Annotated in this window: 21 protein-coding genes and 2 pseudogenes; 13 read left to right on the forward strand and 10 right to left on the reverse strand. The window is 66.6% G+C overall.

Annotation, left to right across the window (positions count from 1 at the left end; all coding sequences use genetic code 11):
- Positions 1–687: 687 nt before the first annotated feature.
- The 6 genes from ACIGXW_RS29985 to ACIGXW_RS30010 all read left to right on the forward strand — a co-directional run bounded on the left by ACIGXW_RS29985 (position 688) and on the right by ACIGXW_RS30010 (position 6,235).
- Positions 688–2,010, forward strand: coding sequence for a P-loop NTPase fold protein (locus ACIGXW_RS29985; RefSeq protein WP_399575945.1), 1,323 nt, complete (start codon positions 688–690; stop codon positions 2,008–2,010).
- Positions 2,011–2,042: 32 nt separating this feature from the next.
- Entirely contained in the window at positions 2,043–3,842 is a 1,800-nt protein-coding gene (locus ACIGXW_RS29990; protein ID WP_399575947.1) for an Hsp70 family protein, read from the forward strand.
- Positions 3,843–4,074: 232 nt separating this feature from the next.
- The gene (locus tag ACIGXW_RS29995; protein WP_399575949.1) at positions 4,075–4,533 is read left to right on the forward strand and encodes a hypothetical protein; all 459 of its coding nucleotides are present in this window, start codon (positions 4,075–4,077) and stop codon (positions 4,531–4,533) included.
- A gap of 188 nt (positions 4,534–4,721) precedes the next feature.
- Positions 4,722–5,300, forward strand: a complete 579-nt coding sequence (locus tag ACIGXW_RS30000; protein WP_399575951.1) for an RNA polymerase sigma factor — start codon at positions 4,722–4,724, stop codon at positions 5,298–5,300.
- Positions 5,297–6,016 carry a hypothetical protein gene (locus tag ACIGXW_RS30005; RefSeq protein ID WP_399575953.1) on the forward strand — a complete coding sequence of 240 codons (720 nt, stop codon included), beginning with the start codon at positions 5,297–5,299 and terminating at the stop codon, positions 6,014–6,016. Before ACIGXW_RS30000 ends, ACIGXW_RS30005 begins: the two co-directional genes overlap by 4 nt.
- A gap of 78 nt (positions 6,017–6,094) precedes the next feature.
- Positions 6,095–6,235, forward strand: coding sequence for a hypothetical protein (locus ACIGXW_RS30010; protein WP_399575955.1), 141 nt, complete (start codon positions 6,095–6,097; stop codon positions 6,233–6,235).
- 368 nt (positions 6,236–6,603) lie between these two features.
- Here ACIGXW_RS30010 and ACIGXW_RS30015 read toward each other — a convergent pair whose 3' ends face one another.
- Positions 6,604–7,962 (reverse strand): glycosyltransferase, encoded by a 1,359-nt coding sequence (locus ACIGXW_RS30015; RefSeq protein WP_399575956.1) that lies wholly within the window; start codon positions 7,960–7,962, stop codon positions 6,604–6,606.
- A gap of 324 nt (positions 7,963–8,286) precedes the next feature.
- On the opposite strand from ACIGXW_RS30015, the gene wecB reads away from it, so the two are divergent.
- Positions 8,287–9,456 carry a non-hydrolyzing UDP-N-acetylglucosamine 2-epimerase gene (gene wecB, locus ACIGXW_RS30020; RefSeq protein WP_399575958.1) on the forward strand — a complete coding sequence of 390 codons (1,170 nt, stop codon included), beginning with the start codon at positions 8,287–8,289 and terminating at the stop codon, positions 9,454–9,456.
- 347 nt (positions 9,457–9,803) lie between these two features.
- Here the strand turns inward: wecB and ACIGXW_RS30025 are convergent, their stop codons facing one another.
- Positions 9,804–10,004 (reverse strand): hypothetical protein, encoded by a 201-nt coding sequence (locus ACIGXW_RS30025; RefSeq protein ID WP_399575960.1) that lies wholly within the window; start codon positions 10,002–10,004, stop codon positions 9,804–9,806.
- A gap of 715 nt (positions 10,005–10,719) precedes the next feature.
- On the opposite strand from ACIGXW_RS30025, the gene ACIGXW_RS30030 reads away from it, so the two are divergent.
- From ACIGXW_RS30030 to ACIGXW_RS30045, 4 genes and pseudogenes are all read left to right on the forward strand, one after another.
- A complete protein-coding gene (locus tag ACIGXW_RS30030) occupies positions 10,720–11,490 on the forward strand; it encodes a transposase family protein (RefSeq protein WP_399575962.1) in 771 nt (256 codons plus the stop codon).
- Between the two features lie 412 nt (positions 11,491–11,902).
- Positions 11,903–12,574, forward strand: coding sequence for a molybdopterin-dependent oxidoreductase (locus ACIGXW_RS30035; RefSeq protein ID WP_399575964.1), 672 nt, complete (start codon positions 11,903–11,905; stop codon positions 12,572–12,574).
- A 397-nt stretch (positions 12,575–12,971) separates the two neighbouring features.
- Positions 12,972–13,571 (forward strand): hypothetical protein, encoded by a 600-nt coding sequence (locus ACIGXW_RS30040; protein WP_399575965.1) that lies wholly within the window; start codon positions 12,972–12,974, stop codon positions 13,569–13,571.
- Between the two features lie 162 nt (positions 13,572–13,733).
- Positions 13,734–13,982: pseudogene (locus ACIGXW_RS30045) on the forward strand (hypothetical protein); the annotation flags it as partial.
- A gap of 38 nt (positions 13,983–14,020) precedes the next feature.
- Here the strand turns inward: ACIGXW_RS30045 and ACIGXW_RS30050 are convergent.
- The 3 genes and pseudogenes from ACIGXW_RS30050 to ACIGXW_RS30060 all read right to left on the reverse strand — a co-directional run.
- Positions 14,021–14,458 (reverse strand): annotated as a pseudogene (locus ACIGXW_RS30050) (GNAT family N-acetyltransferase); the annotation flags it as partial.
- Between the two features lie 335 nt (positions 14,459–14,793).
- Positions 14,794–15,114 (reverse strand): peptide deformylase, encoded by a 321-nt coding sequence (locus ACIGXW_RS30055; protein ID WP_399575967.1) that lies wholly within the window; start codon positions 15,112–15,114, stop codon positions 14,794–14,796.
- Between the two features lie 135 nt (positions 15,115–15,249).
- Positions 15,250–15,453 carry a hypothetical protein gene (locus tag ACIGXW_RS30060; RefSeq protein WP_399575969.1) on the reverse strand — a complete coding sequence of 68 codons (204 nt, stop codon included), beginning with the start codon at positions 15,451–15,453 and terminating at the stop codon, positions 15,250–15,252.
- Between the two features lie 1,486 nt (positions 15,454–16,939).
- Here ACIGXW_RS30060 and ACIGXW_RS30065 point away from each other — a divergent pair.
- Positions 16,940–18,064, forward strand: coding sequence for a tyrosine-type recombinase/integrase (locus ACIGXW_RS30065; RefSeq protein ID WP_399575970.1), 1,125 nt, complete (start codon positions 16,940–16,942; stop codon positions 18,062–18,064).
- Positions 18,065–18,714: 650 nt separating this feature from the next.
- Here ACIGXW_RS30065 and ACIGXW_RS30070 read toward each other — a convergent pair.
- The 4 genes from ACIGXW_RS30070 to ACIGXW_RS30085 form a co-directional block, all read right to left on the reverse strand.
- Positions 18,715–19,281 (reverse strand): hypothetical protein, encoded by a 567-nt coding sequence (locus ACIGXW_RS30070; protein ID WP_399575972.1) that lies wholly within the window; start codon positions 19,279–19,281, stop codon positions 18,715–18,717.
- Positions 19,260–21,083, reverse strand: a complete 1,824-nt coding sequence (locus ACIGXW_RS30075; protein WP_399575974.1) for a hypothetical protein — start codon at positions 21,081–21,083, stop codon at positions 19,260–19,262. Before ACIGXW_RS30075 ends, ACIGXW_RS30070 begins: the two co-directional genes overlap by 22 nt.
- Positions 21,080–21,916 carry a hypothetical protein gene (locus ACIGXW_RS30080; RefSeq protein ID WP_399575976.1) on the reverse strand — a complete coding sequence of 279 codons (837 nt, stop codon included), beginning with the start codon at positions 21,914–21,916 and terminating at the stop codon, positions 21,080–21,082. Before ACIGXW_RS30080 ends, ACIGXW_RS30075 begins: the two co-directional genes overlap by 4 nt.
- A 162-nt stretch (positions 21,917–22,078) precedes the next feature.
- Positions 22,079–22,288 carry a hypothetical protein gene (locus ACIGXW_RS30085; protein WP_399575978.1) on the reverse strand — a complete coding sequence of 70 codons (210 nt, stop codon included), beginning with the start codon at positions 22,286–22,288 and terminating at the stop codon, positions 22,079–22,081.
- A gap of 124 nt (positions 22,289–22,412) precedes the next feature.
- On the opposite strand from ACIGXW_RS30085, the gene ACIGXW_RS30090 reads away from it, so the two are divergent.
- Positions 22,413–24,986, forward strand: a complete 2,574-nt coding sequence (locus ACIGXW_RS30090) for a helix-turn-helix domain-containing protein (RefSeq protein WP_399575979.1) — start codon at positions 22,413–22,415, stop codon at positions 24,984–24,986.
- Positions 24,987–26,256: 1,270 nt separating this feature from the next.
- Here the strand turns inward: ACIGXW_RS30090 and ACIGXW_RS30095 are convergent.
- Complete coding sequence (locus ACIGXW_RS30095; RefSeq protein ID WP_102917538.1) at positions 26,257–26,622, reverse strand: hypothetical protein; 366 nt, start codon at positions 26,620–26,622, stop codon at positions 26,257–26,259.
- Between the last annotated feature and the right edge of the window lie 258 nt (positions 26,623–26,880).

The following is a 26,880-nucleotide window of genomic DNA, read 5'->3' on the forward strand; positions in this document are numbered from 1 at the left end:
GTTACTATTCGCGCCGCCCGCTGGCCCGCGCCCGCCCGGGGGGCCCCCCCCCCCCCCCCCGCCGCCCGCCCCCCCCCCCCCCCCCCCCCCCCCCCCCCGCGCCCCCCCCCCCCGCCCCGCCCCCCCCCCCCCGCCCCCCCCCCCCCCCCCCCCCCCCCCAAACCCGGGAGATCACCGCTGTTTCAGCATGGCACTGGTTTCGGCCATACGACAGAGTCGTGACTGAATTTCGTAGGTGAGGCGGGTGGGCAGGTTGGGGCAGCTGAGCCTTGTCCGTTGGGCGCCGGCTGTGTGACCTCGGCACCGGCCGCGCGTTGAGATTCCGTGATGACGATGACGCTGCCGTGCACGCCGGTCATCATCTCCACCGGTCCACCGGCGCCGCAGCTTCCGGCGGATACGCCCATCTTCGAACAGCTTGTCGCTGACTGGACTGCAGCCGGACGGGCCGTCCCTGGCCACAACGACCCGGAGTGGTCTCGCCTCGTCGGGCAGTCCAGCCCAGAGTCAGCTTCCGCGCCGCCAGGGTCAGCGGGACCGTCAAAGCCACTCAGAAGCGAGCCGTTCTAGCGCCAGCAATGACCAATCAGGAACGAGTTTGACCGCCTCCGTCAGGTCTCTCGCCCAGGCCTCCGCATCTGAGGGACGATGAGGCCCTGCTCCCGCCAGCTCTGCGAGGAGGCGTCGATGCCCGACCACATACCGCCTCCGGACGACGGCCTGAAGCTGCTTCCGGACAATGCCATCCATGGTGTGCCCGGTGATCGCTTCGGATTCGCTCCGCATGCCCGCGTCCTGTGCAACGCCCTGGAGGGTACCGAGGATCTCCCGCTCACCGTCGGTATCTTCGGGCCTTGGGGGACGGGCAAGTCGAGTTTCATGAATGTCTGCCGCGACCTCCTCCGCCAACGGAACGTGCCGACGATTTGGTTCAACCCGTGGAAGTACGACCGGAAGGACGAGGTCTGGCACGCACTGATCCAGACGGTGCTCACCGAGATAGCCAGTGACCTGGAGAAGTCACGGGACAGTGGAAATGAACCATGGCGGGACCGGGTGACCCGGACCCTGGCCACGGTGAAACAGCTGAGTCGCACAGCAGCATGGCTGCTTGCCCGCAGTGCGGTGGGTCCGCTCTCTGGGGGCATCGTGAGGGGGGAGGACGTCGATCGTCTGCAGGAGACGGTCGACGAGCAGGGCACGGAAGCGTATGCGCACGTCAACAGGTTCGAGCAGGACTTCAGGGACGTCGTCCGCGACTATACCGGCGACGGCCGGCTGGTGCTGTTCATCGACGACCTCGACCGCTGCACTCAGGATGCGGCGATCACGGTGCTGGACTCGCTCAAGCTGTTCCTGGGCGAAGCCTCGTGCGTCTTCGTGCTCGCCATGGACCAGCAGGCAATCACAGAGGCGGCTGCTGCGAAGCTGAAGGACAGCTCAGCGGGTCTGGTCAAGGGCCAGCAGTACCTGGAGAAGTTGATCCACTTCCCGTACCACCTTCCCGGAGTACCGTTCGAAGCCCTATACCGCCAGTTTCAGACCGATATACGCCCTGCTGGACTGGCAAGTTCGCGTGAATTGTGGGAGCTGGTCCGGGTCGCCCTCGGCACCAACCCGCGGCGGGTGCGCCGCTTCATCAACGGCTTGAACCTGACGGCCGCCACCTACGCGCTGCACCACCAGCCGCCCTCGGTCCACCGGCTGCTGCAAGCGGCCGTCCTGCTGGTCCTGCGCATGCTGCACCCCGCCTTCTTCCTCCTCCTTCAGGAGGATCCCGAGATATGGAAACGCTTCAATGAGGCGGAGTTGAGGACAACGGGACCGATCGGGCCGGACGAAGTCATCGACAAGCAGAACCCCGGAGTACGACGGCTTCTGGCCGCGGTGTCCACCCACCGGGACGGTTTCGAGTTTCCGCCACCGCCCAAGGCCGAAGAGCTCCGGTTGCTGACCGAAGTCCTCACGGTCACCGGCGGGCTGCCCTCGGCCCCGGATGGTTCATCATGACGGACTCTTGTGTCGAGCAGGCAACTCGCTACGTGGTCGGGCTGGACATCGGTGACGGAGAAAGCGCCCTGTGCTGGCTGTCGACGGACACGGCAAGGCTCCGGGACCAGGCGAACATCTTCGTGCGGGCCACCGGTGAGAAGGGCATCATTACGGCGACAGCCTGGAAGCAGGGCGAAGACGGCCGGCCGCCCCGCCTGCTCTTCGGCGAGGAAGCCGTGTTGTCCAAGGACTGCTTCCAGTTCGGTGTTAATTTCAAGAACCCGCCCGATCCGTTGGACGAGGTGACCCCTCAGACGGTGCTGTTCGCCCAGGCGCTGCTGGGTGAGTTCTTCCGCCGCCATCCCGGGATACGCCGCCGGTGCGTGGTCTACATCGGGCACCCCACCGGGTGGCCCGACGATGTCGTGGCCGCCTACGCACAGCAATTTCACGCTCTCGATGTGCCGGTGCAGCTCATGCCCGAGTCGCAGTCGGCGCTGGTGCACGTCCGGGACCGCAGGGCCACTGACAGCAGTGACGAGTACGGGTACCGAGGGCTGCGGAAGGTGCTTGTGGTGGACATCGGATCGTCCACCACCGACTTCACGTTCGTTGACGACCTGGTGCCGTGCAATCTACCCACAGGAGCCTCCCTGGGCTGTCGGCAGATCGACAAGAAACTGGTCGAACGGGTGATGGCAGCTTCTGCACAGGACACGGGGTTCATCGAGGCCGTCAACTCACCCGGAGGCAAGGAGATGCTTCTCCTTGTGTGCCGCCGCGCAAAAGAGATCCAGTTTTCGCCCCTCGGCGACGACAGCAAGGAGGACCCATTCCTCCGCATGCCCTCCGCGTGTGATCCCCGGTTCTCGCCGATCATGGAGAGGGGCCGTGGCTGCCTGCGCGGTATGGATATACCCGGGCACGTCGTCGCAGCACCCGGTGGATGGGCCGACGGTTTCCGGGCCGTCCTTGCCGAGGTGGCAGAACAGCTTGAGGCGGCTGGTCCGGAACTGATCGTGCTCACCGGCGGTGGTTCACGGATGCCCGTTGTCCGTACCATTTGCATGGAGATTTTCCCGGACGCGCTCGTGGAGAACGACCCCCATCCGGGGCTGACGGTCGCCCGGGGCCTGGCGAGCGCCGGCCGTCACCGGGTCGCGATGGAACGGTTCCGGGACGACATCGGGGCCCTCAAGGAGCGGCCGGACTTCACGGGAAAGATCCGCGAAGCCCTGCTCGACTCCTTCGACGTGGTCAAGGCAAGGCTTCGACAGCGCTTGGAACAAGCACTTGAGGACGGCACGGCAAGCCGCACGCTGCTGGACGAACTCATCGACGAAACGACCGGTGGTGACGAGGTCCGGGAGCACCTACGGAAGGCACTGGAGACCTCGCTGATCCCACTCGTTCAGGAGATATGCCGCACCTACGGTGTCAAGGACGACCACTTCCGCCTCAATCTCGAGGTTCCGGACGTCGTCGGCAGCACCATGAGGGCGCGGCTGCTCACCATTTGCCGTGCCGTGGAATTCTCGAAGAACCTTCTGAAGGCAGCCCGAGCATTTGGCCAGGGCGGCAGCATCGTGATGCGCGGGGCCGTAGAACTGGTTCGAAGGGCCGGTTCGCTGCCGACGATCGCCTCGGCAGGAGTTGTAGGAACGGTCGCTGGCGCTGTCGTGGGAAGTGCCATGGGCGTGGAGAAGCTCGCTCGCCGGCGTCTCGACACGGTGGTTGAGACGGCACAGCTTGAGCCGGACCAGGTGCAACAGCTGGTTGAGCAGGTCGCTGAAGCAATCATGGTGCAGATGGACGCCCGGGCGGTGGAGATCGAACGCTTCCTGTTCTAGTGATCCACCCAGACGGGTATCGGAGCTGCTCGACAAGGCCCAAGATGACCCTGGCCGGCCTGCGCCAGATACCACGGGGTCATGGGCGCGGCCAGCCGCATGTTCGTGGAGATGGTGCGCCCCCAGGGCCGCACTTCGCTTGGATTAGGCCCGCGCCATCGAGGCCGCCAACGAGTCAACCGGCCGCACGGTCGTCCGCGCCTTACGGATCCTGCCGCCCAGCACGGTGCCCGTGCCCGAGCCAGCCGACGCTGATCCGGCGCCCGCCGCCGCGCCGCGCGGACAGGTGCACACCCGGGAGAACGCCTGCGACGGCTACCGCCGGGCGCTTGCCGCGCACCAGGCGGCAGGCCCGCAGCGCCGGGTGGACCCGGCCATCGCGGAAGCGGTGGAGCGGCAGACCGCCGCGATGCGGGAGCTGAGCCGTCGCGCGTTCCCCGAGTCGAAGGCAGCGGCGGACGATGCGCCGGCCCGGATCGAACAGGCCCACGCCCAGCGCCACCGCCAAGCCGCCGCGACGGAGTCGGTCGGCTGCGTCGGGCCCGTGCCGCGCGAGCCGGTGCAGGGGGGCGGGACTTTCGGCCCCGCACACAGCCATCTCACACTGTGCGCGATCTTGAAGTTACGTTCCGTCAATATTCTTGTCCCACCGGCTGGACGCCAGCGCGGCCCGCGACGGCATTACAGGTGAGAGCTCAACGCTCTCCCGGGCTGTTGGGGGGCTGTGAGTCCCGGAAGCCGGAAGACGAGACAGGGATACGTGATGTTCGACGGCACCATGCCGCCTGAGCGCTGTGTGGGGGAAGAGTTCCCCGGACGGCGAGATGAACAGCACCGTGTGCACCAGATGCCTACGGCGCGGGCCGTGCGAGGACGAGCGTGACCGCCAGGCACGCCGTGCTGCGCACGGCTGACCGGAGCTCGGTGGTGTACGAGTCGTTTGTCCTGCGCAAGCGGGACGGGTTCGTGAACTGGGCCTACACGAGGCTGTACTCGTTGGAGGATGCCCGCGAGGCCGCCAACGAGGCGCTGTTCAAGCTGTATCTGTGGTGGGATGACGCGCTGGCCAGCGCCAACGCCGACGCCTACGCATTCAAGATCCTCCGGGACGTGGTGGCCGACATGCTGCGAAAACGCGACCGCCGCCCGTCCGTACCCGTCGGCCTCGCCTTCGAAGCCACCGTCCGCCCGATCGCCGGCGTCCCCGACGAGGAGATCGAACAGGTGTCCGCCCGTCTGGAGATCCACCACGCGGTCACCCGACTGTCCGGCCGCCAACGCACCTGCATCTCCATGCACTACTTCCAGGGCTACGGCATCGAGGAGATCGCCGACATCACCGGTCTCGCCGACTCCACCGTCCGCTCCCACCTCGCCGCCGGCCGCAGCGCCCTGGCCCGACTGCTCGACGCGCCCGACGACGCGCCACCCGCTCATGAGAAAGGCCACCACGGATGATCGACGACATCCTGCGGGGGACACAGATCCGCACCCCCGCCTACACCAGCGAGCAGCGCGCCGAGGACGACCGGCAGCTGCGCGCCCGGATCGAAGAAGTCGAACGCCGACGCGCCCTCGCCGCGCGCAACACGGCCGGCGGCTGGCTCATGCCCACCTCTCCGGAGCTGGCGGCCCTCGTCCTGGAATCGGTCACCGAAGAGTCACCGGAGTCCATCAGCCGGCTCAAACAGCGTCTGTCCTGCGATCTGCAGACCCTGTGCGTCCAGGTCGCCGTCGCCCCCGGCGCTGCCAGCAGGCTGATCGAGTTCGCCGAAGCCGAACGCCCCACCGACCCGGTCGGAGCCCGCGGCCTGGGATGCCTGCTCTACCTGGCCGGCCACCACGAAGGCGCACGATTCTGGTGGCGGTACGCGGCCGGCGCCGACGACGCCACCGCCGCCTACTGCCTCTTCCTCGAAGGCCTGCTGCGCGACCAGCCCGGCGAAGCCGTCCACTGCTACCGCACCCTGAATGCCGGCTCGTTCCTGTGCGACGAGGACTGGGAAACCCCCACTACCCGGACGGCCCCGGCCAGGCCTACCTGGCCGGCCGAAGTCAACGAGCACATCTGCGAAGTACGCACCGGCCCCGGCACCAGCTCGGTACCCATCCCCGAGGGCTACCTCCAGGACGCCACCCCCCACGAACGACAAGAGCTGCTCTGCCACCACTGACCCGGCCCGCCCTCGTGCCCTGCGGCCGCTCGCCAGCCGCAGGGCACCGCCATGTCCGACATACCGAGAAGGGCCCCAATGCTCCGCCAACAAGTCTCCCAGCCTCCCCGCCGCAGGCGGCAGATGAGCCGGGCGGACCGGATCCAGATCACCGCCGCCATCCTCAGCGGCACCCTGCCCGCCCTCGCCATGATCCTCAGCCGGTACATCAGCCACTAGAGGTCCCGGTAGTACTCGCGGAAAACCAACGGAGTAGGCCCTGAACCGCGGCGATGCGGGATTTGAGGCTGATGCAAGCCGATCCGTTCGCGGTGAGCCGGAGGACGGCATAGGTGATCAGGATCCCTCCGCGACGGTGGCCGGGGTCTTCTGCTCGTCGTGTTCGCGCAGCATCCGCATAACGGTGGCGGGCGAGGGGTGCTGGCCTTTTTCTTGCCGTGGGTGATGACGAGACGGGCGGCGATGTCGCGCAGGCTCATCTCCTGGGTGCGCGGGTGGGGGGCCATGGAGAGCATGGCGTCGTCGGTGACGCCGCCGATGGTCTTGCCGCGTTTGCGGGCGGACCCGTGTCCTTCGAGGGTGCGCCTTCAGGGCGGGTCGCCATGGGTTCTCCGGACGGCCGCGGGTATCCCGTTCGTGAGGGGCGCCTCCACCGCGCGCTCGGTCTTGGTCCAGTGCCCGCGTCGGGTGATGATCTGCCACAGGGCCCGCCAGCCGGCCGCGAAACCCAGGTACATGCACACCATGACGGCGGGAGACCAGCAGACCGCCTTCCAGAGCGGCAGGTCGTCGGTGCGGCGCCAGTGGAGCAACGCCGAGGCCAGACAGATGACGAAGGACAGCGACTGCCAGACCAGGACGTTCAGCCACGCCGGACCGGACATGAGGCGAGGCATTCCGGCGCCATCCCCGCACAACGCCCGGAGGATCACGTAGTGCTGGACGATCGAGAAGGGCAGGGTGGCGAGGTACGGGCTGAGCAGGTAGCCGGTGAGTTCGATGCGGCCCGGGAGGCCGACGGCGGTCCGGGTCCAGAGGTCGGGCAGGCGCGTGATCGCGCTCATGTGGCCGTGGTACCAGCGGGTGCGCTGGCGCAGCAGGCGGCGTGGGCTGGTCAGTCCCTGCTGGGAGACGAAGGCCGTGGTGGTGGAGGTGACCGTCCAGCCCCGGGCCGCGAGGCTGATGCCCAGGTCGAGGTCTTCGGTCAGGGAGTCCGACCAGGGGCGCGGCCCGATGCTTTCGAGGGCGGAGAGCCGGCTGAACTGGCCGTTGCCGCCCATGCTCACCGTGCCGGTGGCGGTCCTGCCGATCTGGGTCAGCGCGCTCAGGGTCCAGAACTCCAGGTCCTGTAGCCACAGTACCCAGCGATGGCTGTCGCGGATGCGTACCGTCAGCTGGGCCCCGCCCACCGCCGGGTCCGCGAACAGCTCCGTCACCCGGCTCGCGGCGCCCGGCGTCATCCGGCCGTCGGCGTCCAGCACGCACACCAGCACCCTGCCCTTGTCCAGGCGTTCCTTCCCTGCGCGCTCACGCACCGTGCGCAGCCCGGCGTTGAGGGCGGCGCCCTTGCCCTGCCGGGCGGCGGGCGGTGCCCTGCGGACCAGGGTGACGCGGTCACCGCCGACGTCATGCACGATGCGGGCGGTGGCGTCGTCGCTGCCGTCGTCGACGACGACGATGCGCACGCCCGGCTGTCCGTGGAGCAGGCAGCGCAGCGTATTGGCGATGACGCGCTCCTCGTTCAGGCAGGGGACGAGGACGAAGACGCTCCAGTCGGCGGGAAGCGCGACGGGCCGCTCGTACGTCGGCCTCGACTGCCCGCGCAGTGAACCGTCGGCGCGGTGGGCGAGGACGATGCCCAGGGTGAGGAGCGAGATGTTGTAGGCGCCCGTGAACACGGCGATAAGAACGGCGATATATTGGGTTATTCTGTCTAATTCGGCCATGGGGAGCCTCCTTGTGGGCGCCGCGCACACCCTGGAGTGCAACCTCGCGGGCGGCACCGTTTTCATCGCTCTCGCCCGACCTTTGGACTACCCAGGCGAGATGCCCGATTCACTCCGGTTCATTCAGGTTCGGTGGTTCACGGATCTCACCGACGCACTCGGATACACCCCGGCGCACGATATGCGCCACGGCACGGCGGCCCTGCCGTGCGTCCGACGGTGCCACCGGCCGTACGGCTGAACGAGGCGGGTCCCCGCGGTACCCGGCAGCGGAGAGGGCAGACTGACGGCACTGCCGGCGCGAGGCGGGGGTGACCGGACGACGTGAACGGTACGGGCGGCAGCGCGAAACGTATCGCCCTCGTCGTCGGCACCCGGCCCGAAGCGGTGAAACTCGCCCCGGTCGCCCTGGAGTTACGTCGGCGCGCATGGGCCCGGCCGCTGATCATCACCACCGGTCAGCACGGCCCGGTGGTCCGCGAAACCCTGGCCTGCTTCGGTATCGGCCCGGACGTGGAACTGTCGGCGCCGCACGGCGCGGACAGCGTCACCGAACTGACCGCCGCTCTGCTGAGCGCACTCGGCACAGAGCTGCGCAGGCCGGACATCCACGCGGTCGTCGTCCAGGGTGACACCTCCTCCGCCCTCGCCGGGGCGATGGCGGGGTTCTTCTCCTCCGTCCCCGTGGTGCACGTCGAGGCCGGCCTGCGCTCGGGCGACCTGCACAGCCCGTTCCCGGAAGAGGCGCACCGTCGCATGATCTCCGAGGTCTGCGACCTGCACCTGGCGCCGACGCACACCGCCCTCGGGAACCTGCTGGCAGAAGGCATCCCCGCCCGGCGCATCCTGGTCACCGGCAACACCGTCGTCGACGCGGTCATCACCGCGAGCCGGCTGCCCGCGGACGGTGAGGACTTCCTGCCCGGCAACGCCACACCGCCGCTCGTGCTTGTGACGGCGCACCGCAGGGAGAGCTGGGGCGAACCCATCCACCGCATCGGCGCGGCCGTCGCCGAGATCAGCCGCCGCCACCCGGCCACCACCTTCGTCGTGGCCGCGCACATGAATCCCGCCGTGCGGGCCGAGATCGAGGGCTCGCTGCGCGGACTGCCCAACGTACGGCTGCCGGGTCCCCTGCCCTACGGGGCTTTCGCACGGCTCCTGGCGCACTCCGCCCTTGCGATCACCGATTCGGGCGGAATCCAGGAAGAGGCCGCCGCCCTCGGCGTGCCGGTGCTGGTCACGCGGGACACCACCGAGCGCGTGGAAGGCATCGCCTCCGGCCTCGCCCATCTGGTCGGCATCCACGAGCCCGGCATCATGGCGGCGGAGAAGGAACTCGCCCGCGCGAGCACGCTTCCGCCGGCCGCCCGCCGGCGGGCGGCGATACGCGGCAATCCCTACGGCGACGGGCGGGCGGCGGCCCGCTGCGCGGCCGCCTGCGGCTGGTTGCTCGGGGCATGCCCGAGACCGCGCGATCTGCCGGAACGCTGAATGCCCAGGGTCCATGGCACCAGGCGTGACCCGAGGGGCGGCCGGCGTCAGCTGACGTCGCTCGCCAGCTGAACCTTCGTCGGCCCGGCCCGCCGGAGAGCTCGTTCGTGGCTCTCCGGCGGGGCGGACAACGAGCCAACCGGCTCCATGGAAACGGCCAGGTCAGGGCCTACTCCGTTGGTTTTTCCGCGAGTACTACCGGGACCCCCACTAGGCACTCGCCGACAGGCCTGGAGCAGCACGGTGGATTGGTCGCGAGCCGGAACTGGGACGACCTGGGGCAGCTCTGGGCGGCGCTCGCTGAAGAGTCTCGTCATGGCGGATCGGGGCGGCTGGCGGACGGGCCATCACTCCCGGAATGGCCGTGGCGTTTGGACGGCGAGGTGGTGCTGGAGCCGGGCGTGCCGGAACTGGTAGAGGGCGCCGACCTGGCGGAGGATGCCGATGCGGTGGGCATCGGCCATGAACGGCTGGAGTCGCCACGGCAGCATGCCCTGGAGCGTGAGCAGGGCGCGGGCGGCGGTGTACTGCGGCCAGGCATGAGCCATGAGGGCAAGGATGAAGCCGCAGATGGCGACCAGGGGGAGTTCCAGCTATGAGGATGAGATCGGTTCGAGGGCGCCTTCTGTGGGGCTTGCTGTGATGGTCCTGTCCACTACTTCGAGGAAGGCCCCCGCCGCGTTGGCGGAGCCCGAGTGGGAACGAGTACGACAGACTGTTCGGCGATCGAGAATCGACCGGGCCGCTTGGGCGCTCTCCCGCTCTTTTGGGTGACCTTAAGGATTGCGTTGGATGCGAGGGGAGTCTCTGTCTTCAGAGGCATCGCCGACATGGGGAGGTCGAGATGAAGCGCATCCGCATCTTTGCTTGGTAACCATTCTTGCCGTGGGCGCAGGAACGGGCTTCGCCGCCGCGCAAGGCAATGCGGGCGGCAATCCTGCGGAGAGGCACCGCTCAGCACCGCTGGCTGCACATACCCGGCATGTCAGCAACATTGTCCCAATGCCAGCGGGGCAGACGGCCTTCGCTACGGCAACCTGCCCGGTAGGATCAGTGGTCACGGGAGGTGGCGGCCATGTGCTTGCTGACCCAGCCGTTGAGCCCCCAAGCGCCATCACCGGCAGCTTCCCTGTATCCAGCACCGAGAGCTGGACAATCAGAGCCACCAATAACAGCGAACATTCGGGAAATATCCAGGCCATCGTCATCTGCACCGTTTCCTAAAGCGCGTTCCGCAACCCGGTGAGCGGGCATCTTTCCTGTATGGCTGGGGTGTTGCGGGCCGAGCGGGTGTGGGTGGAGACGTTCACCGGGTTGCGGGCCGGGCAGTTCGAGCGGTTGTTGCGGGTGGTGCGCGAGCGGGGTGGTGAAGGTCCGCGGGTCGGTGGTCCGTGGGCTCTGCCGCTGGCCGAGCGGGTGCTGCTGGTGGCCGTGTACTACCGCACGAACCTCACCATGCGGCAGGTCGCCGTGTTGTTCGGTGTCTCGACCGCCGGCGTGTGCAGGGTGATTCAGCGGCTGGGGCCGCTGCTCGCGCTCGAGCCCGTCCGGCCCGCCGAGAGTGCGGTCGAGCGGCTGTGGATCGTGGACGGGACGTTGATCCCGGTGCGGGACCGCCATGTGGCCGCGTCCAGCCGCAACTACCGGTTCTCCGCGAACGTGCAGGTCATCGTGGACGCGGATACCCGCCTGGTGGTGGCCACCGGCCGGCCGGTGCCCGGCACCACGGCCGATGCCCGCGCGTGGCGGGCCTCCGGCCTGGCGGCTTCCTATGAGGGTGTGACCGCGCTCGGAGACGGCGCCTACATCAGCACGGGCCTGATCGTCCCGCACCGCAAACGGCCCGGCCGGCCCTTGCTGAAAAGCGAGGAAGAAGACAACGCAGCCCACCGCAAGGTCCGTGCCCGGGTGGAACACGTCATCGGCCGCATGAAGAACTACAAGATCCTCCGTGACTGCCGGCAACGCGGCGACAAACTTCATCCCGCAGTCCATGCCGTGGCCCACATGCACAACCTCGCCCTCGCCGCATGACCACCCCAAACAGCCTCATACCCGGCACCACATCCTTGACGAAGGACATAGAGGCACCCCCCCGGCGCTGATGCAGGGACACCGGCCCCGCCGATCTCCTCCGGGACCGTCCCTCCCCGGGGGACACCGCGCCACCGGCCTCCTCGCAGACACCGGCGGGCCGAAGCCACAGGGCCCTGCCCTACCACCCGCCCGGCGGCCTGCACTGCCCCCTGCTAGATGACCCAGCACGCCTATCCCGCCCTCGTACGGACGGCCCTGTGTCACAGAGGCGGCGAGCTGGACCACATGGCAAACGCAGATGCCGAGGCCTACCATGACGGATCCAGAACCCTGGATCGAACAGTTCGGAGACCGATACCGAGGCCGACGGTCACACGAAGCACCGAGACACGCTCAGTGGAGGATCGACATGACGCTTCCCCCAGGCCAACGTGCCGTCGACGGATTCCCACGCTTCGGCACACATCTCCATCACCCGCCTCCGGCCGTCCCCGCCAACCCGGTGATCGAGATCGGCGGAGCTCTGACCGAGGCCATCACTCTGTCCGTGACCGACCTTGCAAAGCTGCCACGAAAAGAGCTCGGAGCCGACTTCCATTGTGTCGCCGGATGGTCGGCAACGGGCCTGCTGTGGGAAGGAATCGCGTTCGAGACCCTCTACCGCACACGGGTCGAACCGCTGCTCGAGCCGGACGCGTCGATCAGCCATATCGTCTTCGAAGGTCTCGACGGCCACCGGTCGATCGTATTACTCGAGGACGCCTTGGCCGACGATGTGCTCATCGCCGACCGTCTCGACGGGAAGCCGCTCGACAGCGACCATGGCGCTCCGGTGCGGCTGGTCAGCCCCGGCCAGTACGGCTTCGTCAGCACAAAGCACCTCTGCCGCATCGAACTTCACACATCCGAACCCCCGGATCCCGACCGGTGGTCACCCATCGCGGCGCACCGCAGGGCGAGGGTCTGGCAGGAGGAACGTCACCGTTATCTTCCCGGCCGCGTGGTGCGGCCGGTCTACCGGGCGCTGATCGGGCCGATCCGCGCACTGAGCGCCCGAGGCAGTCGTACACGGCCGCGGTGATGCCGCTCACCCCGCATCGTCTGACAGAGCCGGCGGCCTCAGGTGATCGTCAGCGTCGTCACACCGGTCGCCCCCGTGAAGCCGGTGGTGAGGCACTGCAGAGCCCCTGGCTGGGGAAGCGTGACGATCTGTAGTGCGGTCCGGCCCTGGAAGCGGCCTTGTGTGACAGTGCCGGTGATCGTGATGACGACTACTTCCCCGCCACCGGCAAGGACTCGGCTCCGGCGCGCCGGGCGTAGTCGTCGGCCGATGCCCAAGCCCCCTCCAGGGCGCTGACGCACCCCTCGTACGCGGCCATGCTCGAAGTGCCGTTGGGCGCTACCCGCATGCTCGCCTGCGGCTCTGCCAAGACGACCAGACGACCGGACCGGTGCGCCAGCCCCGTAGTCTCCTGATCATGGGAGCGGACAGTACGGCCCTCGTCGTCGAGTGGGCCCATCTGGAGACGATCCCCGTCCTCGAGCGCGAGAGCGTGCTTCTCGAGGCCGCGGACCCGGACGCCGATGACGGGACCGTCGAGGACGGCTGGGTCTGGCTGCCGCCCGCCGCCGAAGGGTTCCCGAGCTGGTGCGCGCGGTACGAGTTCGGCGGCACTCTGGGGTCGTTCAAGCCGCATTTCTGGGCGGGCGAGCGGTGGGAAGCTGTACGCGAGCACGCCCCGGCCGACGTGCGCGCCGCGCTCGACACCTTCCTCGCCGGGCTGTTCTGGGATCCCGGAACCGGCAGCGACCCGGACGAGGGCGAGGGCGACGCCGAGCCCTGGCACGGCGCCCTGTGGGGCTACTGCCTACCTTCCGGCGTCCCGGCCCTGGCACGGGCATGGAGCGTGGCCGGCCCCAGGCTCGAAGAGCTGCGTGCACCGTTCGCCGTCCACGCTGCCGACCCCGGAAAATGGGTCGGCCGGTTCGAGGAGTTCACCAGGCTGCTCCACGGGTGGGCCGAGGTCGTTGAGGAAGCCCACCGCCGCGGATGGGGGCTGGTCGGGCTACCGTACTGATCCCCTTCCGCCCCGCGCGAACCTCCGCGCCGCCAGGCTCCGCCAGGACGCACACGCGTCGCCCCTGGACTCCGAGGGCGCTACCCGGCGTCCCTGGCCTTCCGGCAACGCGCAGCGGCGCTGCATGTCAGTGGGCGCTGACATCACCGGCTGCCGACGGCGATTGGGCTGGTCCTGCGCGGGGATCTCGCACCCGCGATCCGTGACGGGGTGCCCTACTCGAAGCTGACCTCGGTATCGGCCCCGGCGGACCTCGCCGCGATGGACGCCCTGTGCGGCTACCTCACCCCGGCACGCGGACACCTGCCCCGGGACTGGCCGACCGTGCCCCTGCGCCGCCCCGACGTCGACGAGCGCGCCGAGGCCGCCCGCCGCCTGGACGCGGCCAGCCCCCTGACACCGGACCACAGGACGGCCGCGCCGAACTTCCCTTCCTCGTGGGAGGCCATCGCCTGCTCCGTGTCGGCGACCAGGGCGCGCGCGATGCCCTTGCCGCGCCACTCGTCGACCACGGCGAGGGAGTCCAGGGTGGCCACGAGGCCGGCAATGATGTGCGCGTTGGGTGATCCCTGAAGCATGGGGTGGGTGAAGGCCCACGCCGCCGGCAGTGCCATCGCGCCTGCGATCAGCGTGCCGGACGATGTCTCCTCCACGACGCGGACCGGCGTGTACTTGTCGGAGTCGAGACTCTGGCGGATCGCGGTCGGCAGCTGCCGCCAGGTGCCGTCGGGGTTGTCCGGGTCGGCCATCCGGATCACGGGCTCCAGCGGGGCCGCGTCGGATGGTGTCGCATCCCGGATCACGATGCCGTCCGGTAAGTCCGGCACGCTCACGGGGATGGTGGTGCCCGGCTGCACCGCGGCCCTGGGGGCTCCTGCAACGAACATGCGCTCACCCAGCACGTTCCCCGAATACAGGCGCTCCGCCTCCCGACGCGCCGGATTGCCCGACCGGCGGGCGCCCTTGCGCGCCCCGTTTCGCTTCCCCGCAGCGTCCCTCCCCTTGTCACCACAAACCTCCCCCACCCGAACTCTGCCTCACACCCGCTTCGACAGCCGGCTTGCCCACCGGAACCCGGTCTCCGTCCACAGGCGGCCCGTGGCCGACTTGGAGGCATGAACGAACACGAGCAGCAGCAGCCGGCCCCGCGCCGCGGCAAGGTCCTGGACGCCCTCGCACGGGCGGAGCGGAAGCCCGGCCGGGAACAGGGCACGGCGAGGGGCTATTGGTCGTACGCCCACGCGCGGCCGGTCTGCCGGTACTCCTCCACCGGGATCGGCTTGATGCCCGGCCGCATCCGGGCGGTGTAGAGCAGGCCGTCGAGATGGTCGATCTCGTGGGCGATGAGCCAGGCCAGGCCCCGCTCGTACACCGTGGTGACCTCGGTGCCGTCCAGGGCGGTGGTCACCACCGTGATCATCAAGGGGCGGGGAACCATGCCGCGGACGTCGAAGAGACTCAGGCAGCCCTCGTATTGCTCGTCCATCTCCTGGGAGCGGGCAGTGATGCGGGGGTTGAGCAGGACGATCGCAGCTACGGGCACTGAGCCATACCCGGAGCCCCGGGCCCCACCGATCCTACGAATGACCGGCCCGAGCCCACCCCTAAAACGTAGGACGGCCACTGACACGCCTCTCAACAGCACGCATCTGACCCACCAATCCCACCAGTTGAACCCTTAGATTGACAGTCCCGTCAGGAGATTCGTCAGCTGGTAGTGGTGGCGTCCGCTGTTGTAACTGCGCATCAGCCCGCGCTGTTGCGGGGGCATGCCATGACGACGCTGGGTGTACGAGCCCTCGTCGTGCAGCGTGCCGGCGTGATTGACGAGCTCGTCGAGAGCCGTGATGGATGGGTGCGGCGCAAAGACATTGTGCTGCAATTAGCAACGGGAGTCCTGCTAATAACAGGCCCTGGCGCTGTCGGGCATATCTGACCAAGACAGGGCGGCAGACTCAGAGACAGCATCGTTGCGCCGAGCCGCCAGTCAGACTAGAAGAGGCTATCGTCCAGCGGGCCCACGATGTGGTCGTAGACGGCCGCTGCGGCGGCGCGCTTGGCCTGGCCTCTACCTGTGTCGACGGCGGGGCTCGATGAGAGGCGCCAGCCCGCGGATCAGCTCACGGCAGACAAGGAAGTGGCCCAAGACACTGGAATGCCCTCCGGGACCATGTCAACGTACAACGTCCCGAAAACACCAGGTCAGCGGAGGAGCGAGGTGCATGCCACCCAAGCCGGAACGGGCATACCAGGCATCAGGTGCCCTCGGGTGCAGGCTGGCCCCTGCGCGGCTCCCCGCCTCGCCCGAGGCCGGAGATCCAAGGAACATACTTGTCCAACAGCCCTCTCTGCTCCCTGCAGTTCATCGCCCCGATCCTCTTCGCCCTCGGCACCCTCAACGCCTCCACCGCGCACCAAAGCTAGAACCATGGCGCGCTGGCTACTGCGCTCTGCCTCTGCGTCTGTGCGGCCGGGCTGGTTACCGAAGACTTCCTGCGACGCGACTACCGGCGTGACCGAGCCATCCTTTTGTACGTCGCTGCCCCACCCAGGTGTCGGCACTCGGCGCATTGCCTGTGCCGTCGACGCACACGAGCGAGTAGTAGTCCGAGCCTCACCCGCCTGAGGATGGTCTCCTCGTGTTGAACGCTGACGGCCCAACGCCTGAGCTTCACTCATACCGCCTGGCAGCCTGACCCCTCGACTCCGGGAGTGGCAGTGGTGTCAATTCGGCTCGGCGATACATAGCCGAGGATCCCCGGTTAGCAAAACCGGGGATCCACCGGAACATTGATGTCGTTCGCAGTTCGGCTGCGCTTCGCGGTGGAGCCGTGCGGACGCAGCTGGCAGTGCCGCACGCATTCACGAGGAGGTAATCACGCGGCTGCTGTCACAAATAAGTGGTAGTCGTCACTCCTTTTGCGCAGTATCTCGCTGCGCGCTGCCGCCGGTGACCGGGGCGCCATGTAGCGCCCGTCTGAGGATCCTCATGTTTCGATTTGTGAAGCCCCCTGCCGTTTTCTCGGCGCCTGCTGGAAATTCAACCCTCCTAATTGGCCTCGCGGAAACGTTCCGCCGATTTGGGGCGAAAAATGGTCACGGTTGCATCTCGGTGCAGGGGTGCAGTGCGTAAGTCTAAAACCGCCAGGGAGAGGTTTGTGGGGATTACGGAAGCGGCTGAATATCTTGACATGAGCGAGCGCTGGATGTATCGAGAATCTTTGCGGCATGGAATCCCGAGATATCGATTCGGTGGAAAGCTGAGATTTTAGGTTTCGGAGCTCGCCGATTGGGCTCGCCAGCAGCGCATCTCGTGAAACCGTCTCGGGATAGCGCAAGTCGTCGGTTTTGGCGTGGGAAGGTGTAGATTGGCTTCGCAGCTCGCCCGGGGCATGGACAGCTTTTTCAAGGACTGCGACTGCTCGAATCCTTCTCGTTGCGCACACGCTTATGTGCTCCGATTCCGGGATGCTACCGGAAGGCAGCGCGAGGAAACGGGTTACCCGACTCAGGATGATGCGATAGATCGGCTTATCGAGGCGTATAAGGAGAAGCGCAATACCCCTCGACAGAAGGCCGAAGTCAAGCGTGAGATCGGACGCCAAAAATTTGGCGAATACGCGGCGACATGGCTTACGCGACAGCGTCACTATGCAGTCGGCAGCGTGCGCACTGTTAAGGGGAGTCTGAATAGTCAGATCTTGCCGGTTCTTGAGTCGCGGCGTATGGATACCTTTACCTCGAGCGTGGTCGAGGACTTTATCCAGGCCATGGAAGAGAAAAAGGTCGGCCTAGGGGCTCAGCAGGCGGCCTTTGATACTCTCAAGAAGATACTGCGTGATGCGCAGCGTAAGGCGGGCTTCGTAGAGGACCCGTTCGAGGGTGTCGTGCCGCCCATGTATATACCGCAGCAGATCATTATCCCGACGCTTGATGAGATTTATGCACTCAAGGGTGTGGGTGACCTCGAGGTGAATCTCATCATAGACCTTATGTCTGGTTGTGGCATGCGGAATGGTGAGGCGTTCGCTGTAAATCTCAATCGAGTGGTCGCAGATGATGTTTACCGAATAACTGAACAGATTGACGGCAAGACTCGCAAACCGGCGCGCCTGAAGCACCGTAAAGTGGGGGAGTTTCGCGAGACCCCGATGCCGGGGAAGGTCCGTGAATCGGTGCTAGAGTATTCGGAGATGCGCAAGGCGGACTCAGCGGGCTACCTGCTGCGTACTCAGAGGAGCCCTCATTGGGGGCATAACACATTGCAATATCGGTGGGACAAGGTAAAGAGACTCGCTGGCATAACTAGGGGCTTGACTCCCTACTCGATGCGCCACTTTTTTGCATCAAACTGCCTTTCTCACAATATTCCGATCACTGACGTTGCGGAGTGGATGGGGCACTCCAGCATCGAGATCACCTTCAAGATTTATCGTCACCTCATGCCCGCCTCTATCGGTCGAGCGGCGAGGGTCCTGAACGAGGGCCTTTGAGGGGTGCCAGTCCATCTCGAATGATGCGGCTGCAACGAATGCATGCATTCAGAGGTATGCGCTCGCGAACCAAACCTGCGAGTGTGCAGGACGGACAGGCCCCGATTGCTGGGCCGCCTTCAAGCCGATGCGGGAGGCAACCGCCGGGCCGTGGGTTGTCGCAGCCCCGCTCCAGGCGATCCGCGCCCTGGCCGGCGGCCGGGCCTCTGCCCCCGCTGCCCGACGCACACTCCTTCGGGCCGTTAGCGCTGCGCCATTCGAAGGCCGCAAAGCAAGTCCCGCAGACGTCCAAAAGTAGTCCTGATTTCTGGCCACCTCGCCGAACACCTTTCCACCAATGCCTCAATCAGTTCACCTAGAGCTGTATCTGGCAGCCGCTCGGCATGGCCAACACCCGCTTCGGCTCCAGCCACCCGAGCTGGCCAAGCGCTGCGCTAGTTCCCCTCCCTCCCAGGCTTCTGTCGCAGCGCCCGGCCGATGGCCGGGACGTGCAGTGTGCGGCGCGCCCTGGGAGTCCAGCAGGGGCACGGAGTCCACGGCCCGGATGCCGATTCTCTGGAGGTGGGCGAAGTGTGAGGGACGTTTGCTGCGCTTGCCCCAGCAGGCGGTAGTGGCTCAACACCGCCGGCGCTGCGCTCTGGCTAGGTCGATCACTGATCGATGTCGTCGAAGACGCTGCGATGCGACCCGTGGGCCTGGTGTCTGCCCCGCTGACCGCCGTGATCGTCCGCAGCGGCAGGCTCCCAACTGTCGTTGCTGGGCGGCCGAGACCGACGCTCGTCGTTATAGAAGTCGCGTGCGTAGTCGAACTCTGCGGCTGCGTCTTCATCGCCTCGTTGGCCGAAGGCCAGGTAGTACCAGAACAAGGTGCTCTCGACGGGGTCGTCATCGTCTCCGGTAGCGTCCGAGAGCCATTCGCCAACCAAGTCGACAAGTCTTGGAACGAGCTCTTGGCGCACGTGCTCGAACAGATGCTCACGCTCCTCGTCGTTGAGGAGGCGATGCCAGACCTTCTTCTGCCAGTCCTCGTCCTCAATCCAGGAGGCGTCCGGACCGGAGACGGCAAGCTCTTTCATCCGGTCAATGGCGCGTTGCCGAATGTCCTCTGACAGAAGACCGGCCTGATGGAGCCGTGCGAGTACGGTCGTCCGGTTGTCGTACTGAGCGGGGGAGTGGAACTTGACGAGCGCTTCGCTCAGTTGCGGGTCTGCAGCCATATAGGCACGCAGGAACGTGTCGCAGCCGCGGGACACCACGTACGACAGGACAGCCTCTTCCGGAGGCAGATGTGCTGCCATGATGCGAGGCGGCCGTAGGGGTGGGCACGCACGGCGGCCAGACGTTTCGCTGCCTGGTTGTAGAGCGAGGGTGGAATACGCAGGAGGGTGCCTTCGCGCTGCTCACTGTCGCGGTCGAGGCAGTCGGTGCGTGACAGCAGAGCCTGGTCGGTCATGCCAGTGAGGACGACCGGCAGCAGGTGTGGCTGGGTGGTCAGCCAGGCGGCGAAACCTTCTCGAAGAGTGGGATGGTGGAAGGCCCAGTACTCCTGTCCGTCGGATGACGTGTTGAGGCGGAGAAAGGCACCGGTGAGCGCGGTCAAGGCTTTGCTGACGCCGGCCTGTGTAGAACCGGCTCGCTCGACGATGTCGCGGTCGCCGGCATCGAAGGCGATCGGGTTCGGCAGGCCGGGCAGTGTCTCGTCTCGGGCCGTTGCGTACGTGAGCGCGAGCGCCGCGTGGGCGTGGGTGTCCAGCTGGTCGTAGACATCGCCGAGCAATTGCTGGGACTGGGCCATGAACGTTGTGATGCCCTGCCGGGTCAGGGGCAATCTGGACGTGAACGCCTGCAGGCCCAGACGGCGCGCAGCCTCGGGGCGAAAGGGCGCGGCGTCGGCTGCCGCTTCCAAATGCGGTTTCATTTGGGCGCGCACGTCTTGGGGCTGGTCGCCGGCGGCGAGGTGGTTGTACAGGATCTGCTGCCGCTCTTCGCGCGTGAGGTCGGCGACGTCCACGGTGACCTGTTGCTCGTGCAGTCGGGGATAGGCGTACGACTTCAGCAGTGGGCGGGCTTCGTTGTAGATGTAGCTGCGGGAGGTCAGCACCACCCGGGCGCCGTTCTTGACCGCGCTCATCACGTGCGGCAGGTCGCGCGCCCAGGCGTGGGTGAGGTGTTCCTCGTGGCGGACCGCGCCGAAGGCGTCGTCGAGCCAGAAGAACTGATCCTTCTCGTGCGGATTCCAGCGTTGCACGAGTTCTTCGGAGGTCCGGGCCTTGATGGCCGCGCAGCCCCAGTTGTCGGCCGCGCTGATGGCCAGCATCAGGGCGATGACGGACTTGCCGACGGCCGGGTCGCCCAGCAGCAGCACGAAGCCGTGATCACGCAGCGCGCGGGCGGCCTTGCGGTAGGCGCCGGTGACGACGAACGTGGCCACCTGTTCGGGCGCGGACGCCATGAGTACCGATGCCTGGGCATAGGCGCGCTCATCGAGGATCTGCGACAGGTCGCCGAGCCCGTAGACGCGGGGGACGAACATCCGCAGCCCGCGATGTGCGGCGATCATGTCGCTCAGCCACTGCCCGTCCAGGACCAGCGGATGTGCCACCCCGGCCGCGCTCAGCCGACGGCGAATCTCCTCCTCGGAGGTGCCGGTGACCCGCGCGTTCGTCAGTAGAATGTACGTTCCGCACACGCCGCGCTTCACCAAGGCGCTGACCTTATCGAATTCGGCTTCCAGCTCGGACGGAGCGAGCGTGGCGTCAGCCTTCTTGGTGTGCTTGCACTGCAGCACGAACGGCCCTGGCGGAATGTCGTGCACGCTACTGGGGCCTGTAGGAAGCTGCCAGGTGCCGTAGAAGGCACCGTCCCGGCCCCCGTCGTTGGAGTCGGCGAATGCCTGCACCGACTGCCCCCATACCTCCCGCAGGACAGCCGCGCACAGGTCCTGGAAGGCCCGCCAGCCCAAAGTGTGCAGCGTAAACCGGGGCGAGCCGACAGCCACGACCTCGCCTGCGCTGCTCACGAGTCGTCCTCGCTGTCATGCTCGTCGGCGTCATAGTCGGCAAGCGCGGCCATGGCTTCCCACATAGCCTCATCGTCGTAGTCCGGCACCACCAGGTCAGGCGTCAGGTCGTCACTGTCGGGATCCAGATCCTCGGACTGAGCCAATACCTCGACCAGGAACCGCTGCGCAGCCTTCAGCAGGCTGGGATCATCCAGCCACAGTCCGAACTCCAGGCTGCGGCGGGAGCTCCCCGTGCCGTTGGCACTGCCCAGCCACAGCCGATGTGGCTTGCAGCCGGTGACATCTGCCACGCCCCCCAGGGCGTCCTCGTCGTGCCACCACAGTTCACCCAGCAGCAGCATCTTGGTGTGGAGAATCGGGACGAGATGGTTTCCGGCCTTGCGGTAGCCCAGAGCGCGCAGCGCTGGCAGCCGGACGTGTTCCTGCGGCGAGCCGGGGCCGAGCACTGGCGCCTTGCCGCCCTGATGGAACCGCAGCTCTTCCAGCTCGGGGAAAGCCTCGGCTGGGAAGCCGGCGGCATCTTTCACCGACTCGGCGACCTTCCGCAACCGCTCTGTGTGGTACTTGCTTCGCGACTGCTTGCTCACCACGACGCACGCGGAGGGAAACTCGGCGATGCGCTGCAGTAGCTCCGCGTCGTCCACCCACAAAAAGGCCCCAAGCATCGCAGGTCCCAGACTTCGCGACCGCCGCTGCTGCTCCAGATCACGGCGGAAGCCATCGATCCCCTCGACGAGACCTGCCAGCACGTTCGTCCCGAACTGGACGGGACGCGTCCCGCCCTCCAGGACTGCCTGCACGTCAAACTGGTTGGAAAACGACGCATCCATATGCCCTCTTGTGCCACCAGCATTATGACGCGACACCATGGATAGCCGGCTACTGAGCGGCGGCACCCTCGCGCTGACCGGCGTCCCCAGCATCCACAACCGACGGCGCCGCCGTCCCGGACGCCATGCGCGCCTGTCGAAGTGCAGCAACGCATCCGCCGTTCACAGTGCGGCGAGCACAAAGGTCAGCAGTGCCAGGGAGAGGGTGGCACTGCCCGCGAAGGCCACGGCACCCCGTAGCAGGGCGCTGGCGTAGGTGGCTCCGTCGATGCGAGCAAGCAGACCGGCCGCAGCCCCTACGAGGATGCAGAAGAGCGCGACGACTGCCAGGAGCAGGGCCAGGAACATCAGGTGGATGGATGAGGTGTTCATGCCTTCTTCCCAGGAGGATCGATGACGGTGTCTCCGGGGAATTTCGCGATTCTGCTGTTCGCCGCGGTTCAGGGCGAACAAAGATGAACGAAGACGGTCGCGGCGAGAGACGGAGGAGCAGGACATGAGGGACGTGCACGAGGATCCGTTGGCGGAACTCGCGCTGCGGCTGCGCACCCTCAGGGCGCAGCGGGGTCTGCAGATGGGCGGGTTGCAGCAGCGAACCGGGCTGGGGCGGACAACGGTCAGCCAGGCGCTGAACGGTCAAGTGGTGCCCTCCGAGGCCACGCTGGTGGCCTTGGCGAAGGCCCTGGGGGCGGATGTGAGCCCGATGCTGGCCCTGCGCGAAGCCGCGGTGCGCATACCGTCGGTCCAGGACTTGGCAGGAAAAGCCGTGCGCGGTCGGCCGATCAGCGACTGGGATCCCCTCGACCTGGAAGTTCATCCTGCCGCGCCCGCGCCGTCCGTGGCTCCGGCGGGGACATACAGTCCCTCCGGTCTACCCGGCTATGTACACCGACAGCACGATGAGGACCTGGCCAGGTGCGTAGCTGCAGCCGCCAATGGGACCAGCCAAATGGCGGTTCTGATCGGCTCATCGTCGACGGGCAAGACGCGTGCTTGCTGGGAAGCGATCCAGCCGCTGGCAGCTAACGGATGGTGGTTGTGGCGTCCTTTCGATCTCACCCGGCTCGAGGCCGCTCTGGCTGAGATCGATCAGCTTGGTCCTAGGACTGTGGTGTGGCTGAATGAGGCCCAGCACTACCTAGGTGCAGGGCACGGATTCGGCGAACGCCTGGCTGCAGCACTTGCCACCCTCTTGTCTGACCCGAGTCGGGGGCCGGTCCTGATTCTTGGCACTTTGTGGCCCGAACATGCTGATAGGTACATGGCCGTTCCGCATCCAGGACTGGCGGACCCGCACGCCCAGGTGAGGGCCCTGATCGCCAATCGCCGGATCAACGTCCCGAACAGGTTCGACGCTGGCGCCCTTGCCGCAGCACAGGCTCTTGCTGGTGCTGGCGACCAACAGCTCGCAGCCGCTCTTGAGCGCACGCGGGACGGGAACCTGGCGCAAGATCTGGCGGGAGGCCCTGAACTCCTCCATCGCTACCACACTGCCCAGCCTGCGGCCCGGGCGGTGCTGCAGGCCGCTATGGACGCCCGTCGTCTTGGCGCCGGTGTCCGTCTCCCGCTCGCATTCCTGGAGGGGGCAGCCGAGGACTATCTCACTGAGACCGAGTATGACACGCTGCCCGATGACTGGTTCGAAGAAGCGCTCGCTGACCTCGCCCGCCCTGTCCACGGCAACCTCGCCCCACTGCGCCGGATCCGCACCCGACACCCACGCCAAACCCCAGGCGTAACGTCACCGGTTTTCGCGAACCAGAAGCACGGTCCGGTGTACCGGATAGCGGATTACCTCGAACAGTACGGCCGCCACGAACGTATGTCGTTGTGCCCTCCGACTTCCTTCTGGCACTCCGCCCACGACCACATCACGGACTCCGATGACCTCGCGCAGCTCGCACAAGAGGCGCTACATCGCTACCGACTCTACTGGGCCTTCTACCTCCACCGTGCCTCCGGCGTCTGTGGGCCTACCGGCGGCGGCACCCAGACGTGTGTCGTACGAATGCGTGAAACCGCTGGAGATTCCGCAGGAGTCGATGCACTAGTTCACCGCGAAGCCAACGCCGGCAGCGTCTGGGCACTGCTGTGGCTCGCAGCGAATCGAGAGAACGCTGGCAAGCGAGACAGTGCTGAACACTACTTGAATAAAGCGGCGGATGCTGGCCACGTCGGCGCCCTCGTGCGACTCCTCGCACTGCGTAGAGACGCCGAGGATACGCGTGACGCCGAAAACCTCGCCCGTCGGGTAGTCCATGCCACCGGCTCTCCTCAAGACCTCCTTCCCAGCATGCTTCTGCGCACAAAAGGGGATGAACTCAAAACACTCAGGCGCAGTAGAAGGCTAGCCCCTTACATGGGCTACATCTGGGCCGCACCACAACGGCGGGTAGTGGCGAAGTCCGCCGACGATGGGGCACCTACCGAAATTTGCATCGAATTTACCGTAGATGGCGCACCGCTAATGGCAGCTCGAAACCCATGGTTCGATGAGGACCCAGAAGAAGCCGAACGCCATGCGCGTCAGGCCGCAGAAGTCTCGGGAGACAGTGACGCTTCGATATTTCTCGCGGACTTGTGCGCGAAGTCCGGAGACCTGCCTGGAGCGGAAGCTTTCGCTCGACGAGCCGCTGAACTCGGCGAACCTGACGCCCTGGTCGACCTCGCCCTCTGGTATAGCAAGGGCGGCAAATACGAGAAATCCAAGGAACTCCTCCAGGGCGCCATCAGCGCAGGCGCCAGCGATGCCCTAGTGGAGTTGGCCGACGTACTACGCCAGGCAGGGGACGAAGACTCAGCAGAGGCTCTCGCACAGCAAATCATGCAACTCGGAGACGTCAGTTCCTACATATTGCTAGCTCACTTGCGGTACCGCGCTGGAAAAGTTGAAGAAGCTCAGTCCCTTACCCGGCAAGCCGCTGACGCCGGCGCCTTCCCCGATGCATTCTTTTCTGATGGCGTGGAGCCGTGGCTTCGCAAGAGCGCAGAGCCATGGCTCATCGATAACATGACCGCGTGGTGGCCGTACGGACTCGACCCAGATGGGACACCAACGATGCCCTGGTGAGCAAGCTCGGCCTGTGCATCACTATCGGCCTGTGTATCACTACTCGCAAAGCCACTGGCTTCGTGACGAACGCGACGCGCTCTCTGTCAGGCGTCCGCCTCCCAGAACACTCGTCGCTCAAACTGTGTCCACCTTCAGATAACACTCTGCCCCTCGCCCAACACACTGCAGTTGGACAAGACAGCCGGCGCGGTGGTGTCGAACCCTGCCAGGACTTCGTGTCAGCGCTCTGAGGCGTGCTCGCCGCACAGTCAGTCCGCCCAGATACGCGTCGGGGTGGGTCTCAGGCTGGTCGACGTTCAGCTTCGCCGCGCCCCGTGGAGGGTAGTTGAGGGACTTGTACCGGGCTGCCGAGCACGCCACAGCCTACTGACTGCCGCCGGGCTCTGAGGTAGAGGAAGGCTGGCCTCAGGATGCCCGGGATAGGGCGGAGGTAGCGGGCCTCTGGCCGCTTCGCCAGCTGCATCCAGCGAGCATCGGTCGGCGGTTGCGGAGAGTTATCGCTGGCCTCTGGCGAAGCCGTCGGAGCGGGACCGGGTCGTCGCTGTCGCAGGGGTCCGTTTGCTGACCTGCTGACTCCGATTGCCCCTCTGACCTGCGAGAACGCTGAGTTCCAAGACGTTGATGAGCATTTTCATAGCGGGCTCCTGAGGCACTGGGAAGGTGGGGCGGTGACCTGCGTTTTTGCAGGTCAGTAGTGGTGTGGGCGATAGTCGACCTTCGCGGGCTCCGGTGGTACCGATGCTGACCAGACGCTGACTGGACTGACGGGCTGTCAGCGTGTCGGCTGAGGCGCTGGACCTGGGAACAGTATCGAGATCGGCGCTGGACGTGGAAGTGATGACGGGCCCGGTCGGTAACCGCGCCGATGCCCTCTTCGTGCGGGAAGCGGGCCAAGCTCGTCCTCGACGCGGCCACTACCTGGGTGTGGACACGGCGGGTGGAATGAGGTCACAGCCGGCCCTGGTGGAGCCTCTGCCAGCGCCTTGGTCATCCTGATCGGCGCGTACTTGGCCAGGACGTGCTCACGCAGGGGCCGGGGCCGGCCGGCTAGATAGTCGGCCGCCTGCCCGGCCACGGCCTCGGTGTCGAGATGCTCACCCGCGGCTTCGAAGAGGTCGTGCCCGCCGATGCGTCGCCAGACGATGTGTTGCGCGCCCCGCATTCGCTCCGTCCTGGACGACCAGGTCGCACGCCCGCCGGCGGACCGGGGTGAGCTCGTCGGTGACGGCCACTCGGCTGAGTGCCACCCCCTCGCGCTGCCCTCCGGTCAGGAGGTCTTCTGCAGCAGCCAAGCGTTCGGCGTGAAGGAGGAGTTGACGAAGACCACGCAGCCGCCGCTGTAGTAGGTCTGGACCTTGGTCCAGCCCTTCGGCGGTTGCGCGCTGGCGCAGGCGTTGACCTGGGTGCCGACGGGGAGGCCGTCCAGTTGCTTGATCATCTTGATGTTCGAGCCGCTCATCACGCGGCAGGAGGCGCTGGTGCCCCAGTTCACGTCGACCCAGCCGTCCGGGGTCATCGAGTCGGCGCACACCGTGCGGGTCTCGCCCGGTGACGCCTGGGCCGGGCTCGCCGCGACGGAGGCGACGAGCGTCGCGCCGAGAAGTGCCAGACCTGCGGTGCGGAGTCGTCTCATGGGGTGTCTCCCAAATGTAAAGAGTGCACTGATGCGCTGATGAGTGATCAGTGTTGGCCACGGCATTCAATGGCCTGTGTGAAGAGTTTGAGGAGAGTGTTTTCGGCCATGAAGGCCGCGAAGGGCCTTCTCAAGGTTTTCTCAAGGCTTGGAGGAAGCCGCGCAAGAGCCGCGAGGCGGTCCAGGTCGGCGGTGAAGCGGGGCCGGTACTCGGCGCGAGATCGTGATCACGTACGTCCTCGCTGGTTCGGCCGGCCC

It is taken from the genome of Streptomyces sp. NPDC053079, from assembly GCF_044546695.1.
Lineage (GTDB): Bacteria > Actinomycetota > Actinomycetes > Streptomycetales > Streptomycetaceae > Streptomyces.

Bases quoted from the DNA above. Each gene is read 5' to 3' on its own strand.
- ACIGXW_RS29985 (WP_399575945.1), top strand. From the start codon at position 688: ATGCCCGACCACATACCGCCTCCGGACGACGGCCTGAAGCTGCTTCCG.
- ACIGXW_RS30005 (WP_399575953.1), top strand. From the start codon at position 5,297: ATGATCGACGACATCCTGCGGGGGACACAGATCCGCACCCCCGCCTAC.
- ACIGXW_RS30010 (WP_399575955.1), top strand. From the start codon at position 6,095: ATGCTCCGCCAACAAGTCTCCCAGCCTCCCCGCCGCAGGCGGCAGATG.
- ACIGXW_RS30015 (WP_399575956.1), bottom strand. From the start codon at position 7,962: ATGGCCGAATTAGACAGAATAACCCAATATATCGCCGTTCTTATCGCC.
- ACIGXW_RS30025 (WP_399575960.1), bottom strand. From the start codon at position 10,004: ATGGCTCATGCCTGGCCGCAGTACACCGCCGCCCGCGCCCTGCTCACG.
- ACIGXW_RS30030 (WP_399575962.1), top strand. From the start codon at position 10,720: ATGGCTGGGGTGTTGCGGGCCGAGCGGGTGTGGGTGGAGACGTTCACC.
- ACIGXW_RS30035 (WP_399575964.1), top strand. From the start codon at position 11,903: ATGACGCTTCCCCCAGGCCAACGTGCCGTCGACGGATTCCCACGCTTC.
- ACIGXW_RS30040 (WP_399575965.1), top strand. From the start codon at position 12,972: ATGGGAGCGGACAGTACGGCCCTCGTCGTCGAGTGGGCCCATCTGGAG.
- ACIGXW_RS30070 (WP_399575972.1), bottom strand. From the start codon at position 19,281: ATGGCTGCAGACCCGCAACTGAGCGAAGCGCTCGTCAAGTTCCACTCC.
- ACIGXW_RS30080 (WP_399575976.1), bottom strand. From the start codon at position 21,916: ATGGATGCGTCGTTTTCCAACCAGTTTGACGTGCAGGCAGTCCTGGAG.
- ACIGXW_RS30085 (WP_399575978.1), bottom strand. From the start codon at position 22,288: ATGAACACCTCATCCATCCACCTGATGTTCCTGGCCCTGCTCCTGGCA.
- ACIGXW_RS30090 (WP_399575979.1), top strand. From the start codon at position 22,413: ATGAGGGACGTGCACGAGGATCCGTTGGCGGAACTCGCGCTGCGGCTG.
- ACIGXW_RS30095 (WP_102917538.1), bottom strand. From the start codon at position 26,622: ATGAGACGACTCCGCACCGCAGGTCTGGCACTTCTCGGCGCGACGCTC.